General features: G+C 60.8%; 15 protein-coding genes. 6 read left to right on the plus strand and 9 right to left on the minus strand.

The annotated features are described in order from the left end of the window. Window positions 1-89 precede the first annotated feature (89 nt). Window positions 90-1,637 (plus strand): adenosine deaminase family protein, encoded by a 1,548-nt coding sequence (locus AA105894_RS06130; RefSeq protein ID WP_267310916.1) that lies wholly within the window; start codon window positions 90-92, stop codon window positions 1,635-1,637. A gap of 11 nt (window positions 1,638-1,648) precedes the next feature. Continuing rightward, a complete protein-coding gene (locus tag AA105894_RS06135) occupies window positions 1,649-2,752 on the plus strand; it encodes a purine nucleoside permease (protein ID WP_267311043.1) in 1,104 nt (367 codons plus the stop codon). A gap of 93 nt (window positions 2,753-2,845) precedes the next feature. Here AA105894_RS06135 and AA105894_RS06140 read toward each other — a convergent pair whose 3' ends face one another. Next, entirely contained in the window at window positions 2,846-3,652 is an 807-nt protein-coding gene (locus tag AA105894_RS06140; protein ID WP_267310917.1) for a helix-turn-helix transcriptional regulator, read from the minus strand. 89 nt (window positions 3,653-3,741) lie between these two features. Here AA105894_RS06140 and AA105894_RS06145 point away from each other — a divergent pair, with 89 nt between their 5' ends. Continuing rightward, a complete protein-coding gene (locus tag AA105894_RS06145; protein WP_267310918.1) occupies window positions 3,742-4,503 on the plus strand; it encodes a class I SAM-dependent methyltransferase in 762 nt (253 codons plus the stop codon). 270 nt (window positions 4,504-4,773) lie between these two features. On the opposite strand, the gene AA105894_RS06150 is transcribed toward AA105894_RS06145, so the two are convergent. The 4 genes from AA105894_RS06150 to AA105894_RS06165 are packed head-to-tail and all read right to left on the minus strand — an operon-like array spanning window position 4,774 to window position 8,607. Then, window positions 4,774-5,235: a GAF domain-containing protein gene (locus tag AA105894_RS06150; protein ID WP_267310919.1), complete on the minus strand. Its 462-nt coding sequence runs from the start codon at window positions 5,233-5,235 to the stop codon at window positions 4,774-4,776. Between the two features lie 12 nt (window positions 5,236-5,247). After that, window positions 5,248-6,018 (minus strand): sulfite exporter TauE/SafE family protein, encoded by a 771-nt coding sequence (locus AA105894_RS06155; protein WP_267310920.1) that lies wholly within the window; start codon window positions 6,016-6,018, stop codon window positions 5,248-5,250. Between the two features lie 9 nt (window positions 6,019-6,027). Then, a complete protein-coding gene (locus tag AA105894_RS06160; protein WP_267310921.1) occupies window positions 6,028-7,629 on the minus strand; it encodes a bifunctional protein tyrosine phosphatase family protein/NAD(P)/FAD-dependent oxidoreductase in 1,602 nt (533 codons plus the stop codon). 51 nt (window positions 7,630-7,680) lie between these two features. Next, window positions 7,681-8,607, minus strand: coding sequence for an MBL fold metallo-hydrolase (locus tag AA105894_RS06165; RefSeq protein ID WP_267310922.1), 927 nt, complete (start codon window positions 8,605-8,607; stop codon window positions 7,681-7,683). Window positions 8,608-8,720: 113 nt separating this feature from the next. Here AA105894_RS06165 and AA105894_RS06170 point away from each other — a divergent pair, with 113 nt between their 5' ends. Beyond that, window positions 8,721-9,356: a peroxiredoxin gene (locus AA105894_RS06170; protein WP_267310923.1), complete on the plus strand. Its 636-nt coding sequence runs from the start codon at window positions 8,721-8,723 to the stop codon at window positions 9,354-9,356. After that, the gene (locus AA105894_RS06175) at window positions 9,353-9,718 is read left to right on the plus strand and encodes an ArsR/SmtB family transcription factor (RefSeq protein WP_267310924.1); all 366 of its coding nucleotides are present in this window, start codon (window positions 9,353-9,355) and stop codon (window positions 9,716-9,718) included. Before AA105894_RS06170 ends, AA105894_RS06175 begins: the two co-directional genes overlap by 4 nt. Window positions 9,719-9,915: 197 nt before the next feature. Here the strand turns inward: AA105894_RS06175 and cysC are convergent, their stop codons facing one another. The 4 genes from cysC to cysG form a co-directional block, all read right to left on the minus strand. Then, the gene (gene cysC / locus AA105894_RS06180; RefSeq protein WP_267310925.1) at window positions 9,916-11,796 is read right to left on the minus strand and encodes an adenylyl-sulfate kinase; all 1,881 of its coding nucleotides are present in this window, start codon (window positions 11,794-11,796) and stop codon (window positions 9,916-9,918) included. Window positions 11,797-11,799: 3 nt separating this feature from the next. Further along, window positions 11,800-12,594 carry a sulfate adenylyltransferase subunit CysD gene (cysD, locus tag AA105894_RS06185; RefSeq protein ID WP_188425364.1) on the minus strand — a complete coding sequence of 265 codons (795 nt, stop codon included), beginning with the start codon at window positions 12,592-12,594 and terminating at the stop codon, window positions 11,800-11,802. A gap of 35 nt (window positions 12,595-12,629) precedes the next feature. After that, window positions 12,630-13,313, minus strand: coding sequence for a phosphoadenylyl-sulfate reductase (locus tag AA105894_RS06190; protein ID WP_267311044.1), 684 nt, complete (start codon window positions 13,311-13,313; stop codon window positions 12,630-12,632). Window positions 13,314-13,407: 94 nt separating this feature from the next. Further along, on the minus strand, window positions 13,408-14,811 hold the full coding sequence (cysG, locus tag AA105894_RS06195; RefSeq protein WP_373316738.1) for a siroheme synthase CysG: 1,404 nt from the start codon (window positions 14,809-14,811) through the stop codon (window positions 13,408-13,410). Between the two features lie 162 nt (window positions 14,812-14,973). On the opposite strand from cysG, the gene AA105894_RS06200 reads away from it, so the two are divergent. Then, a complete protein-coding gene (locus tag AA105894_RS06200; RefSeq protein WP_267310926.1) occupies window positions 14,974-15,741 on the plus strand; it encodes an SDR family oxidoreductase in 768 nt (255 codons plus the stop codon). Window positions 15,742-15,820 lie beyond the last annotated feature (79 nt).

Below are 15,820 nucleotides of genomic sequence, written 5' to 3' on the forward strand. Positions count from 1 at the left end.
TTTTCGACCCGCCACGGCACGGTTCGCCAACCCGTTGCGGCACAAACAGGAAATACCTGTAAAAAGCATCCATATCCCCGCAGGGATGCTTGCAAAAGCGACCGGGTTTCGTCACGTTCCGCGACATGGTGCCCCGCTTTTTACCCGCTCTTCTCGTCGCTTTCCCGATCCTGTCTGCCCAGGCCGAAACGCCCGAGGCTCAGGCGACCGCGCGCGTTTTCGATCATATCCGCAGCGATCCGACACGCCTGACCCTGTTCATGCGCAGCTTCCCGAAAGGGGGCGATCTGCATAACCATCTTGCAGGCGCCATACCGGCAGAGAGCTTTCTGGACTGGGCCAGCGAAGATGGTCTGTGCGTGTCATTGTCGCAGGGGCGCATCCTTCCGACCAAATGCCGCCTTGCCACACCGGGCGATATTCCGGCAGCCCAGCTCAAGGCGCATGACGAGGCTCGCGCCGTCATGATCGATTCCCTGTCGATGCATGATTTCGTGCCTTCCGCCACAGATCGCTCCGGACACGATCACTTTTTCTCGACTTTCGGACGCTTCGCACCGGTTCTCGCAACCCATCAGGGAGCCATGCTGGCCCAGGCGCGCGACCAGGCCGCCGCCGATCATGTTGTCTATCTCGAGCTCATGATCTCGCCAGGACTGGGCGCCATGGTGAAGGCTGGAGACCAGCATCCGCTGCATGATCTCGACCTCGCGGCGGCTCACGAAGCGCTTGCAGAAGAACGCCCCCGCCTTGTCGCAGAAGCCCGCCATGACACGGACGAGATGGAGCATGACGCGCGCGATATCATGCAATGCGACACCCCCGCCGCCCATCCGGGCTGCGCCGTGACCGTGCGCTATCTGTTTCAGGCCATACGCACCATGACGCCCGCGCAGGTCTTTACCCAGCTCGATGCGGGCTATCAGCTCGCCCATGACGACAAGCGTTTCGTCGGGCTGAATTTCGTGGCCCCCGAAGACAATGCTGTCGCCATGGCGGATTACAGCCTGCATATGCAGATGTTCGCCAAGCTTGGCGCGCTCTATCCCGATGTGCGGCTGAGCCTGCATGCGGGCGAGCTCACCCCCGCCCTTGTCCCGGCGAGCGGGCTGCAAAGTCATATACGCGACGCGGTCGAGATTGCGGGGGCAGAGCGTATTGGCCACGGCGTCGATATCCTGTGGGAGAAAGATCCCATCCGCCTGCTCAATGAAATGGCCGAGCGACGCGTCGCGGTGGAAATCAACCTGACGAGCAATGCTGAAATTCTGGATGTGAGCGGCAGCGCCCATCCCCTCAATCTCTACCGCCGCGCCCATGTGCCTGTCGTGCTCTCGACCGATGATGAGGGCGTGTCGCGCAGCAATCTGACACTCGATTATCTCAGGGCCCTCTCAACGACGAGTCTGAGCTATGCCGATCTCAAGACCCTGTCTCGCAACAGCCTGACCTATGCCTTCATCCCCGGCACCAGCCTGTGGGACGGGGATCATATCACCACGCTCTGCAAGGCCCCCCAGAGCTTTGCCTGCGCCGATTTCCTCAGGAAAAGCGAAAAGGCCCGTCTGCAGCTTCAGCTCGAGCAGAATTTCGCGACCTTCGAAAACACGATCAGCCACGCCCCCCTCTTCCAGTGAAGTCTCCCATGATGAAACGCCTTCTTGCCCTCACCGCGCTCTCTTTCACCGGCGCGGCCGTTTCTGCTCCAGCCCCCGTTCTGGCAGCCGAAACCGCCCCAGCCACAGCGAAGATTCCGGTGCGTGTGGTCGTCGTGACGACCTTCGAAATCGGCAAGGATACAGGCGACACACCGGGCGAGTATCAGAACTGGATCGAGAAATTTCCGCTCGCCCAGACCCTGCCAGCACCCGGCACCGATCATGGCGTCATGCATTACAACCCCGATCTGCAGGTTCTGGCTATCGCCAGCGGTGAAGGGCCTGAGCATATGGCCTCCGCCATGACTGCGCTTATTCTCGACCCACGTTTCGATCTGCGTCACAGCTATTTCGTGCTTGCGGGCATTGCCGGCATCGATCCCAATTTCGGCACGATCGGGGCGGCCGTCTGGGCACCGCGCGTCATCAATGGCGGCCTCGCCCATCTGGTCGACCCGCGTGAAATCCCCAGGGACTGGCCCGACGGCTTCACCCCCGTTCAGGGCAGCCGCCCGGACGAAACGCCCCGCCCGCCGCTGCACTCGCTCTCGGGCGACATGATGTACACCCTCAACCCCGGCCTGACCCGATGGGCCTTCGACCTCACCAAGGCGATCTCCCTGCCCGACAGCGACGGCATGAAGCAGAGCCGGGCCCGCTATCATGGCTATGCCCCCGCCCAGAAACCACCTTCGGTCATGATGGGTGACACCATCTCGGGGGAGACCTTCTGGGTCGGCAAACTCATGAATCGCTGGGCCGAACGCTGGGTGCGCTACTGGACCGATAATCAGGGCGTCATGGCCACCACCGCCGAAGAAGATGTTGCCTTCTGTCAGGCGCTCGCCCTTCAGGCCAAAGCCGGTCGCGTCGATCCCGAGCGCGCCCTCGTGCTTCGCACATCGAGCAATTTCGACATGCCGCCACCGGGCCAGACCGCAGCCCAGCTTCTTGCCGATGAAGCCAATGAGAAGGGCTATTCAGCCTTCATTCCATCAGTCAACGCGGCCTATCAGGTTGGCAGCGTGGTGGTACGCGAGCTCGCCTCGCATTGGGACCGGTATGAGAACACGATCCCCGCTACCGGCAAATAAGGCGCGTGAGGGGGACTGACTCACAATGCGGGGCGCTGTCGACTGCCTCGCAGAAAGCCAGTCGCCCCTCGTGAACCCGTGACGGAGCAAGTACTAGCCTGACTGGCTGCGAAATCGTGCCGGAGAGCAGCCGAGCAATCGCGTGAAAGCCTTGGCAAAAGCACTCTGGGACGCATAGCCGCTCTCGGCAGCTACCTGCGTTACGCTTTCTCCCCGGGCCAGTGACGTAGCAGCGTGAAAAAGCCGGGCTTGGGTGATCCATTGCTGCCAGTTCATACCGGTCTCCTTGTCGAAATACCGTCGAAAGCTCCGCTCAGACATACCCGCTTCACGTAGCACTATGGCCAGGCTGGCGGCTCCGGGGTCCAGCAGGGCAGCGTCCATAGCGCGCTGAAGCGAAGGATGCCGTGCTTTCGGCAATACGAAGTCCTGCTTTCCGGCTGCCTGGATCGCCTCCTGCAACAGCAGGACGAGTGTCTGCAAAAAGCTCTTTGCCAATGGTTCGCGATCACCCACACCCTCTGACCAGCGGAGGGCGTAAAACAGCATTTCCTGAATCAGCGGCGATACCGGAAAAGCTCGAATGGACCGGCAATCTGTCTCCACCTCCTCGGGGGCAAGAAAGAGCGAAACACCATCCAGATTACGGATCATCGTGCGGTGACGCATCTGCGCGGGAATCCACAAGGCGTGTCCCGCCGGAAGAAGATGGCGACCCGCTTCCCCCTCAACCTGCGTCGTCCCTTTTCTGGCAAACAGGATCTGATGTGTGGGGTGCGCGTGCCAGGCATAGAACAGGGCCTCGCTCGCTTCCTTTCGCGCCAGCCCGACAGCTTGCACCTGATCAAGATGGTTCTCTTTCAGGACAGCCTGTGTTTCCTCGACAGTCAGGATCTTCATCTGGCCGATATCCGCCTTTTTTTGACCGCACCGCGTCAGACGGCCAGCCTCTCCCCTCCTATCCTGCCTGAAACAGGAAAGGAATGAGGATGTCGATCTCGCATGACACCAGAATCATCGAGCAATTCACGCGCTGGGCGGCCAGCTTCGCTGCCCTGCCTCTCCATGCCGAGGCCACGAGCATGGCACAGACCCTCGCTGCCTGCGATGTCAGTCCCGGGATGCGCGTGCTTGATGTCGCCTGCGGTCCGGGCATTGTCTCATGCGCTCTGGCGGCGCAGGGCGCAGACGTGACGGGTCTCGACCTGACCCCAGCCATGATCGATCAGGCGCGCCAGCTGGCCGCGCAGCGCGGGCTTTCCGTCACCTTCGGCTGCGGCAATGCTTTTGATCTGCCCTTTAAAGAGGGAGGGTTCGACAGGGTCGTGACACGCTACAGCTTCCATCACATGCAGAATCCGCTGGATTGTCTGATCGAGATGGCGCGCGTTTGCCGCCCCGATGGGCGCCTCATTGTCATCGACGCTACCCCCGACCCGGCATGTCAGCAGGGCTATGATCAGGCTGAGAAACTGCGAGATCCGTCCCACACCTCTGCTCTGACACGGGCGCAGCTTCTGGACCTCGGAGCAAAGGCAGGGCTTGTCCCGATCCTGACCCACGCCTATCGCCTGGAATCGCGACTCAACGATCAGGTTGCTCCTGAAGACCGCGCCAGCCTTGAGGCCCTTTTCACCGAGGACATCACCAGTGGCACAGATCGCCTCGGCATGGGGGCCTTCCACGCCGATGACGGCATAGGATTCTTCTTCCCGATCTCGATCATTGTCTGGCGCAAAAACAGCGCCTGATGGTCCTCCCTCTTTATGTGGGTATAAGGCAGCCCGGCGCAGGCGCCACGATAGCGCACAGCTCCGTCCCGCGTGTGAGAACGCGACCGGCAATTGCAGATCGGTCTGCCTCGACAGGACAGTCCGGACCGGGCGTGAGCTTACCGATCAATCCGGGCTCCGGGCTGGTCCTGAGCAAACGGGATGCAACAGAACGGGGGTGGTACAATACCGCTTCCGCCCGGAGATCAGGCGCCGCCGGACGCCAGCTCCCTGCTCGAGCGTGCAGCTTCAGGCGTTGAGGAGAAGACCTACCAGCTTTGTCAGCATGGCTTCTTCCTCGGGGCCAAAACGGGCGGGGTCGGGGCTGTCGATATCGAGCACGCCGAGAAGTTCACCGTTACGGATCAGGGGAAGGACGATTTCGGAGGCAGAGGCCGCATCGCAGGCGATATGGCCCGGAAAGCTGTGCACATCGTCTATACGCTGGGTACGACGCTCTGCGGCTGCGGTGCCACAGACGCCACGCCCTATCGCAATACGGGTGCATGCGACGCGCCCCTGAAAGGGACCAAGCACCAGTTCGCCTTCCTTGTGCAGATAGAAACCGGCCCAGTTGATGCGCGGCAGCGCCTCGAACAGAACTGCAGAGATATTGGCCATATTCGCGATGAGATCGCGTTCGGCGGCAACAAGGCCTTCGACCGCAGAAAGAATATCGTCCTGGGTCAGTTTCTGGTCAGGGGCGCTCATGGGGTTTCACTTTCAGAAGTTCCGAAAGACGATATACCCCGCCACGACGAAAATGAGACCCGCAAAAACCAGTTTCAACGTGGCCCCTGAGCCTTTGCCCAGTCTGCGTGCCAGAGACGTGCCAGCCAGAGAGCCGATGATTCCCCCTGCGATGAACCATCCGGCGAGCGGCCAGTCGACAAGACCCGACAGCGCGTAGCTGATGGCTGTCGTGACGCCAAAAGCGGCAACCGCGACCAGAGAGGTCCCGACCGCATTGAGCACCGGCATATGCGTGGCCGCCATGAGGGCGGGCACGATCAGAAAACCGCCACCAATGCCGAAAAAACCGGATAATCCGCCTGTGCACAGGCCGAACAGCCCTACCTTCCAGACATTATCGCGATTGCAGGCCGCCCCCGGGATACCCTCGTCGTGACGCCCCCTGATCATGGCCACGCCAACCAGAACCATGAGGAAAGCAAAGAGCAACAGCAGACGCTGGCCATCGACGGCCTTGCCAAGCTGTGCCCCGAGCGCGGCACCCAGCATACCGGCTGGGGCGAAGAACCCCGCGCAGCGCCATTTGACGGTATGTTCCTTCGCGTGGCTCACCAGACCGGCCAGCGCATTCACCGCCACAGCGAAGGCACTCGTGCCAATGGCGATATGCGGGTTGCGCACCCCTACCGCGTAAATCAGGAGCGGTACGGCGAGGATGGAGCCACCCCCACCAATCAGGCCCAGAACCAGCCCGACAAGGCTGCCTGACGCAAGGGCAGGCAGAAAAGGGGTCGCAACCATGATTGTGGATCAGCCTTCGTGCTTCTTGGCAGGACGCACAAACAGCTCACGACCGCGCAGCATGAAATCCCAGTAAAGCCGCGGCATGATCTTTTCCTTGAGGAACCAGGCCAGGCGCGTGGGCTTCTTGCCGTCCAGTATCCAGCCCGGCAGGGTGGGGAGCAGCTTGCCACCATAGCCGAACTCGGCGAGCACGATCTTGCCGCGCTCGACCGTCAGCGGGCAGCCACCATAGCCATCATAGGCGTAATCGAGCTTGCGGCCCGAAAGCTGTGCAATGAGGTTTTCGACCACGACTGGCGCATGCTTGCGAGCGGCGGCTGCCGTCTTGGCATTGCTCGTGCCCGCCACATCGCCCACCGCGAAAACATTCGGAAAGACAGTATGCTGCATCGTGTCGGGATGGACGGAGACAAAACCATCCTGACCGGCCAGGGGGGAAGATTTGATGACATCCGGCGCGGTCTGGGGCGGCACCACATGCAGCATATCGAATTTGCGCTCGACGCGCTCTGTGCCCTTGTCGGTCGTGCGCTCGAAAGTCGCAATCTTCTTCTCGCCATCAACCGCAACGAGACGCGATTTGAGCGTCAGGTCGATGCTGTAGCCCTTGATGTAATCCATGAGAGCAGGCACGAAATCAGCCACGCCGAACAGGCTGGGCGTTGCCGTGTCGAAGGCGACCTGAACGCGACCCAGTACGCCTTTGCGACGCCACGCATCGCAGGCCAGATACATCGCCTTCTGAGGTGCGCCAGCGCATTTGATAGGCATGGGCGGCTGAGTAAAGAGCGCCGTACCTTCTTCTAGCTTGCTCACCAGCTCCCAGGTGTAAGGAGCCAGATCGTAGCGATAGTTCGACGTGACGCCATTCTTGCCCAGTGTCTCGCTCAGGCCGGGAATGGCCGCCCAGTCGAGCTTGATGCCGGTTGCGACGATCATCGCGTCATACAGGATCTCGCTGCCATCGCCGAGTTCGACACGGTTCTGCTCGGGCTTGAAGCCTGTCACGGCCTGACGGATCCAGTTCGCCCGTGCCGGGATCAGCCCCACTTCAGAGCGCTGCGTGTCTCTTGCCTTGAACACGCCACCACCGACCAGCGTCCAGCCAGGCTGATAATAATGCTCGGTCGAAGGTTCGATGACGGCCACAAGCAGTTCGGGCCTACGGCGCAGCAAGCTTGCCGCGCAGGAGAGACCACCCGCGCCGCCGCCCACCACCACAACATCGAAACGCTGGCTCTTCGGTGCGGGCTCTTCCGTCTGGGCCGACGCCAGTTCGAACAGATCGGATGCGCGGCGGCCTGAACGGCAATAGGCCAGAACCTTGCCCGTGTTATCCGGCCCGATCATCTCGGCCAGGGTGCGACGCATGACCGTCACGCTGTGCGCATCGGGCGTGGCGCCCATGCGGACAGGAATATAGGCAAAGGCCAGGCCGCATTTCTCGGCGGCGACACCGAGATCGGCAACGCTCGGCTGGTCTTTCTCTTCGCCATCGGGACGGGTCGAGATAATGGCCGTAAAGCCCTGCTCCTTGAGGGCGGGCAGATCCTCTACGCGGATCTGGGGCGATACGGCGAAATGCGCTGTAAGAAAACGAAGGGACATGAGCGTGCCTTTCTCTTGTCAGACTGTCTTGTTTGCCAGGGTCTTGAGCGTTCAGAGCGTGTCGAGTGGTATCTTGATGTAGCGCGTTCCGTTCTCTTCGGGTTCCGGCAGGCGCCCACCGCGCATATTGATCTGGACCGATGGCATGATGAGATTGGGCAGCGACAATGTCGCATCACGTTTCGTGCGCATCTCGACGAATTCGTCTTCGCTCACTCCGTCATGCACATGCAGATTGCTCTCGCGCTGAGCACCGATCGTGGTTTCCCACGCATAGAAATCGCGCCCCGGTGCCTTGTAGTCGTGACAGAGAAAAAGCCGTGTTTCGGAAGGAAGCGACAGCAGGCGCCGGATCGAGCGATAAAGCTGCCTTGCGTCACCACCGGGAAAGTCGGCGCGCGCCGTGCCGAAATCGGGCATGAACAGCGTATCCCCGATGAACGCGGCATCACCGATCACGAAGGCCATATCGGCAGGCGTGTGTCCCGGCACATGCAGGGCCACGGCCTCGATTTCACCAATCATGAAACGATCACCATCCCTGAAAAGATGGTCGAACTGCGATCCATCCCGCGCGAAACGCGTACCTGCGTTGAAGATCTTGCCAAAGACCTCCTGCACACGGGTAATCTCGGCACCAATGGCCAGCTTGCCACCCAGCTGCTCCTGCAACCAGGGCGCCGCCGAGAGATGATCGGCGTGGGCATGGGTCTCCAGCTGCCAGACGATCGTGAGATTTTCATTTTTAATGAAATCGAGAACAGCCTGTGCGCTCTCGCAGGACGTGCGACCGGAAGCAGGATCGTAATTGAGCACGCTGTCGATAATGGCAGCTTCTCTGGTTTTGGGATCATACACCACGTGTGACGCTGTATAGGTCGGCTCATCAAAGAAGCTTTTGACGACCGGCCGGGGCAGCGCGCCCTCATGCGTCTCTCTTACAAGCTTCGTCGCATGGGCGATGTGCACGTCATTCATGGTGCCACTCCTGATTATTTCATATTTCATGAATATGATATTTCGTCGTTTGTGTAACTATGATAGGTGATGGCGTCAAGAAACGCTTTCTTAAAGATAGGTGAGGATTTTTCGTGCAGGACGCGTCGCCCAGCTTGCCCCCTCAACTCGGATCGAAAGCCCCCAATTTTCGTGCGCGCACCACGCAGGGCATGATGACTCTGGGCGATTATCGCGGACGCTGGATCGTGCTTTTTTCTCATCCGGCCGATTTCACCCCCGTCTGCACGAGTGAGTTCGTGGCTTTCGCTCAGGCACAGGGTGATTTTGACGCGCTCGGCTGCCAGTTGCTTGGGCTTTCGGTCGATAGCCTGCCCTCGCATCTGGCATGGCTCGATGCGATCAGAAGAGAGCTGAACGTCACGATCGGGTTCCCCGTCATCGAAGACCCTTCAATGACCATTGCCCGTGCCTACGGCATGCTCGACCAGACCGCAGAAAACAGCAGCACGGTCCGCTCGACCTTCATTATCGACCCGGAGGGTATCGTGCAGGCCATTCTGACCTACCCGCTCTCAGTGGGACGCTCGGTGAGTGAGATAATGCGCACGCTCAAGGCCCTGCAGCGCACCGCGAAGGGCGGCGCTCTGACTCCTGAAGGCTGGCAGCCGGGCCAGGCCGTTTTTGACCCGGCATCCCTGACGACCGAAAGCGTGTCCGAGCAGAATTCGCCCTTATGGTTCTATCGCCTGAGGGAGGATGAGGCATGATACCCGAAGCCAGAGAAAGCCTTGCCCCTCTGCTCGAGCGCCTGCGCCTCTATAATCAGGTTCAGCGCCTGCTGATCCTCTCCTGTCTCTGCGAAGGGGCCCGTTCGGTTTCCGAGATCGAACGGGAAACAGCGATCGGCCAACCGGCCCTGTCACAGCAACTCGGCGAATTGAGACGGGCAGGCATGATCGCTGCCCGACGCGAGTCCCGCGAAGTCACCTATGATTTCGCGACACCCACTGAAAAACTGAGGGCGGAGACGATCCTCTCCCTGCTCATCACTCACCCGGAACCACGACAGCACCCGGCTCCATCCGCCGGACATGTTGGCGCCCAGTTCGCATCCATTCTGGACGACTGAGCCCACCGAAGGGTGTTTCGTTGATCGCCCTGAAGACTGTTGTGAGAAAGCAGGGCCATCCAGGGATCGGCCAGATACGGCCCCGCCCCTTTGGCGGTTCATATGCCAAAGGGAAATAATACGCCCTCAACAGGTCCTGAAGGAAAATTCGGACAGGTTCCGGCACGACGAATTATCGCGCCGGAACCCGGCAGAATTCAGCGTGTCACCACGCCCTGAACGAAGTTACGGAAAACGAGTACCGTACCGTTGAGTTCGTCTTCGGTCGCCAGGCGGAGTGCTGGCGCATCAGGCGCTTCGTAAGGCGCGGAAACACCCGTGAATTCCGGGATTTTTCCTGCCCGTGCCGCCGCATAAAGCCCCTTGGGATCACGCTGCTCGCATAGCTCGAGAGCCGCATCCACATGAACTTCATGGAAGCCCTGCCCGATGATCTGCGCTGCCTGAGCACGATCTTCAGCCAGCGGTGACACCAGCGCCACGATCACCACCTGACCGCTTTCGGCCAGAATGCGCGCGACATGTGCGGCGCGACGAATGTTCTCGCGACGATCTTCCGGCGAGAAGCCGAGATCGCTGCACAGACCCGCCCGTAGCGTATCGCCATCGAGAACCGTTGTGCGAAGCCCCTGAGCCACGAGTTCGGCCTCGGCGGCCCGTGCGATGGTGCTCTTGCCCGAACCGGGCAAGCCGGTCAGCCAGAACACGGCCCCTTCATGACCATGCAACGCACGACGCTCGCCTGCACTCACCTTGCTTGCTGTCGGATGGATGGCATGCGTGCCATCCGGCAGTTCAGCCGCACCAAGCAGCGGCGCACCACCGACAATACGCTGGAAGCGATCGACCAGAACACCGCGACCATCGCTGTAACCCGGTGAGAACGGATCGAACAGAATGGCATGGGATGTTGCCAGCGTGATTTCGGCAAAGCCGTCCGGCGGCACCTCGTCTGCTGCTGACAGCGTCAGATCATCAAGGTTCACCACGGCGTCGATCGAGGCCACAGTGACATCATGCTCGGCGGTTGCCAATCGCAGGGTAAAGCTCTCACCCACGCGCAAAGGCTCGCCGCGCAGCCAGAACAGACGGGTGCGGATGCGGGCCGCACGGATCGGAGCGTTTCCGGTCTCATGGGCCGGGAAAAGCAGATCGCCGCGATCTGGCACCAGATCGGGCTCCAGACGCAGGGCAATCGATTCACCTGCCCCGGCCACCGGATTTGCCGGTGCATGCCAACGGCAGATTTCAGCGACCGTTGCCTGCTGTCCCTGCGAGCCGATCATGATGCGATCGCCGGCGCGGACCACACCGCGCTCGATACGCCCGGCAACATAGCGCACATCGTCGAAGCGATAGACGTCCTGCACCGGCATACGGAAATCCAGCGCAAGGCGTGACGCAGGCGCCGGGACGGCTGCCAAAGCCTCAACCAGGGTCGGGCCAGTATACCAGGGTGCACGCTCAGAACGGCTGGCAATATTATCGCCATCGCGTGCCGAAGCGGGAACAAAAGCCTCGACCGTGATTTCGAGACGACCGAGCAGATCGCGCACATCGATCTCGGCCTGGGCGATCTTCGCCTGATCGAAATCGAGCAGATCCGACTTGTTCAGCAACACGATGACGTGGCGAATACCGATCAGGCGCAGCAGCATGGCGTGACGACGCGTCTGCTCCTGAGCGCCCTCGAGCGCATCGACCACAAGCACGGCGGCCTCGGCGTCGGCGGCACCCGTGATCATGTTGCGCAGGAACTGACGGTGGCCTGGCGCATCGACAATCACGAATTCACGCCCGCCCAGATGGAACGGAATACGCGTGGAATCGACAGTCACGCCCTGATCGCGCTCGATCTGAAGGGAGTCGAGCAGGAAGCTCCATTCAACAGCGAGACCGCGCTTGCGGCTGCTCTCGACTATCTGCGCGAGCTTGCCATCCTGAAGGCTGTCTGTGTCGTAGAGCAGACGCCCGATCAGCGTGGACTTGCCGTGATCGACATGGCCGACAATGACGATCGGCGTGGCGGCGGCCCGCAGCGAGGCGGGAAGGTCGTTGGTGGTCATGGTATCGCCCATAGCTCAGAGATAGCCCGCAACGCGCAGACGCTCGAAAGCGTCTTCGGATTCATGGTCCATGGCGCGACCGGCGCGCTCGGAGGTCTTGCTGTTTTCCAGCTCGGCAATGACTTCGGCCAAGGTCGAGGCATTGCTGTCGATGGGGCTTGTGATGTCCTGATCGCCAAGCGACCGGTAGCGCTTGCCGTTCTTGGCAAAATACAGATCGACCAGCGGAATGTTCTCGCGCTCGATATAACGCCAGATATCGATCTCACGCCAGGAAAGCAGCGGATGCACACGAATATGCATGCCGTCTTCATAAGGCGTCGCATACTGGTCCCAGAATTCGGGGGGCTGGTTGCGTACGTCCCAGCGATGACCTGCACCGCGAGGACTGAACACACGCTCCTTGGCGCGCGTTGCCTGCTCGTCGCGACGGATGCCGGCAATCACGCCGCGCAGCTTGTGCTTTTCGATCAGACTCGCCAGACCGGCCGTCTTGCGGGCGGCAGAACGTGCAGCGGGAGGCAGGGAGGGATCGATTTCCTCAACCGGCGGGCAATCGCCCAGCATCAGGTCGAGATTCCATTTCTTCGTGTACTCTTCGCGAAAGGCGTACATCTCGGGAAACTTCTTGCCGGTATCGACATGCATGACCGGAAAGGGAACGCGGCCCATGAAGGCCTTGCGTGCCAGCCAGACCATGACATTGCTGTCCTTGCCCAGAGACCAGAGCAGCGAAAGCGGACGAAGCTTGCGATAGGCTTCACGCAGCACGAAAATGCTCTGCGCCTCGAGCTGATCGAGATCGTCCATGACGCGGGGGGACGCCAAACTCATGTTATGCTCCGTTATCGCGCAGGCAGGTGAATGCCGCATTCTGTTTTGGTCTGACCGGCCCAGCGACCGGCTCTCGGGTCTTCGCCTTCCGCCACGGCACGCGTGCATGGAGCACAGCCGATGGAACGAAAGCCGAGGGCGGTCAAAGGATGGCGAGGCAGCGCACGGCGGGTCATTTCCGCCTCGATGCGCTCGCCGGTCCAGGCAGCCAGAGGGTTGATCTTGGCGCGCCCGTCATCAAGCGGCTCGAATACCGGCATGGCAGCGCGGGTCGCAGCCTGTCCGCGTTTGCGTCCGGTAATCCACGCATCAAAGTCGTTTAAAGCCGCATCCATCGGCTCGACCTTGCGCAGGGCGCAGCAGGCATCGGGGTCGAAATCGGCCAGCATGTCCTGAGGGTCACGGTCATGCAGCGCCTTGTCGCTCGGCCCGACCGAACGCAGATTGGTCAGGCCCAGAAACCCCGCAAGCTCATCACGATAGGCCAGCGTTTCGGGAAAATGACGGCGCGTTTCCAGAAAAAAGACCGGAAAATCGGCGTCAATCTCGGCAATCATGGCCAGCAGCAGGGCGGATTCGGCACCGAAAGACGAGACGAGCGCAACGCGCCCGTGAAGCAGTTCCATGGCATGTGCCAGCAGCCTGTCTTCAGGGGTCTTTTCGAGGATCTGCCGTTCTGTCTGGGTCAGGGCCATGACTGAATAAATCCACACCAATTGATCGCTCATTGCGACAATATGCCCGACATAATGGCTCAGACTGCGTCGTGCAATGGGTAATCTACGAACTTCACGTTTCTTGATGGTGAATTATGCGGCGGTGATTGACCACCTCACCCACCAGGGTCAAGGCAGGACTGACAACCTGTCGTTCGATCACCAACGCAGGCAGGGTGGCCAATGTTGCGACATGCACGCGCTGGTCATGCCTTGTGCCATGCTCGATGACCGCCGCAGGCCATTCGGGCGGCAGGCCATGAGCCATCAACTGCGCGCAGAGATCGGCCATGGGCGCGAGTCCCATATAGATGGCAAGCGTCTGACCTTTTTTCGCAAGGCTCGCCCAGTCGAGATTGAGCGTGCCGTCCGCGCGCGCATGACCTGTCACGAAAACGCAGCTCTGGGCGCAGTCGCGATGGGTCAGTGGAATACCCGCTGCGGCTCCGCAGCCACTGGCCGCCGTGATGCCCGGTATGACGCGAACGGTTACGCCCGCATCGACCAGCGCCTCCATTTCCTCACCACCACGACCGAAAATGAAGGGATCGCCCCCCTTCAGGCGCAGCACACGCTCGCCTGCCCTGGCGCGCCGGATCAGCTCTTCATTGATGCCATCCTGTGGCAGACTGTGCTTGCTGCGTTTCTTGCCGACGAAAACACGCTCGGCATCGCGGCGTACGCGATCCATGATCGCAGGCGGAATAAGCTGATCGTACAGGACGGAATCGGCGTTTGACATGAGGCGCAACGCCGCCAGCGTCAGCAGATCCGGATCGCCAGGCCCTGCCCCCACAAGCCACACCTCGCCCTGCCGGGGCACGCCGCTGAGCGCTTCCTCAAGGCTGCGCCGTGCGGCCTCGTCCTCACCACGCAACGCCTGCTCGGCACCGGGACCATCGACAAAGTTCTCCCAGGCGCGACGACGGATGAGCGTGTCAGGCTGAGCCTGTTTGATCCAGTTACGCTGGGCCTGCATGAAACGGGAGAGACGAGACAGCCCCTCGGGCAGAAGCGCCTCGATCTGCATACGCAGCCTACGCGCCAGAACCGGCGCCGCGCCATTGGTCGATATCGCAATCTGGACCGGCGTCCGGTCGATGATGGCAGGAGTTATGAAGGTCGAGGGATCAGGATCATCGACCACGCAGATCGCCACGCGCCATTCTCTTGCCGCAGCGGCAATGGCCCGATTGAGCGCAAAATCATCGGTCGCGGCAAAAACCAGCCGCATTTCCGGCAGGAGCGCTGGCAAGGCCTCCAGGGTGATGGAATCACCAAGATGGGTCACCCGTCCAGATGCGACAGCCTGTGCGATCTCAGGGTCATCCACCCTTCCCAGCACCGCGATGTCAGAGCAGCGGCCCAGCAAAAGCCGCAGCTTGTTGGCGGCCACCTGCCCGCCCCCAATCACGAGTGCGCGTGCATCGTCCAGACGCATGGCAATGGGGAGATAGGTCGCTTCCTTGGTCATCATCCCTGTATGGCGTGCGCTCGGACAATCGCCAAGATGCCGGGGCGGCAACAAAACGACGTGGGGCCCTGTCTTGTAAGAAACCACACGAAAATGTCGGCTGGGCAGGTTCGGCAAGCCTGTTAGCATACCCACAAGATGAGCCCCGACCTGAAGGAATTCGCGATGTCCGACCCTGTTCTGTTTTCCCTCAAGGGTCGACGCGCCCTGATTACCGGCGCTTCACGCGGGATCGGCTTTACCCTGGCGCAAGGTCTGGGCAGTTTTGGGGCCGAGATCATTCTCAACGGGCGCAAGGCTGACGCGCTGGACACCGCCCGCGCCAAGCTCGAGCAGGAAGGAATCGCAACACGGGGCGCCGTGTTCGACGTGACCGATCAGGATCAGGTCATTGCCGGTATCGAAGCGGTCGAAAAGCAAGGACCGATCGATATCCTGATCAATAATGCAGGTATCCAGTTCCGCGCGCCGCTCGACCAGTTTCCGCGCAATGAATGGGACCGCCTGATCTCGACCAATCTCAGCTCGGTCTTTTTCGTTGCCCAGGCGGTCTCACGTCACATGATTGCCCGCAATCGTGGCAAGATCATCAATATCTGCTCGGTCCAGAGCGAACTCGCCCGTCCCGGCATCGCCCCCTATACGGCCACAAAAGGCGCGGTGAAGATGCTGACCAAAGGCATGGCAACAGACTGGGCCCGCCACGGCCTTCAGATCAACGGCCTTGCACCGGGGTATTTCGAAACCGAGATGAATGCAGCTCTGGTTGCCGATGAGAAATTCTCGTCCTGGCTCTGTCAGCGCACCCCTGCCGCGCGCTGGGGCAAGGCAGAAGAACTGGTTGGCGCGGCAGTTTTCCTGTCGTCGGATGCTTCCAGCTTCGTCAACGGCCATATACTGACAGTTGACGGTGGATTGACGGCGTCAGTCTGAGCCGTCCTTAATTCCGTGTTTACGTATTGATGCTTCTGACGCTATGACTCGTCTTGGTTGAGCGGGCCCGTCGGCATTC

This window comes from Asaia spathodeae NBRC 105894 (genome assembly GCF_025994195.1).
Classification (GTDB): Bacteria; Pseudomonadota; Alphaproteobacteria; order Acetobacterales; family Acetobacteraceae; genus Asaia; species Asaia siamensis.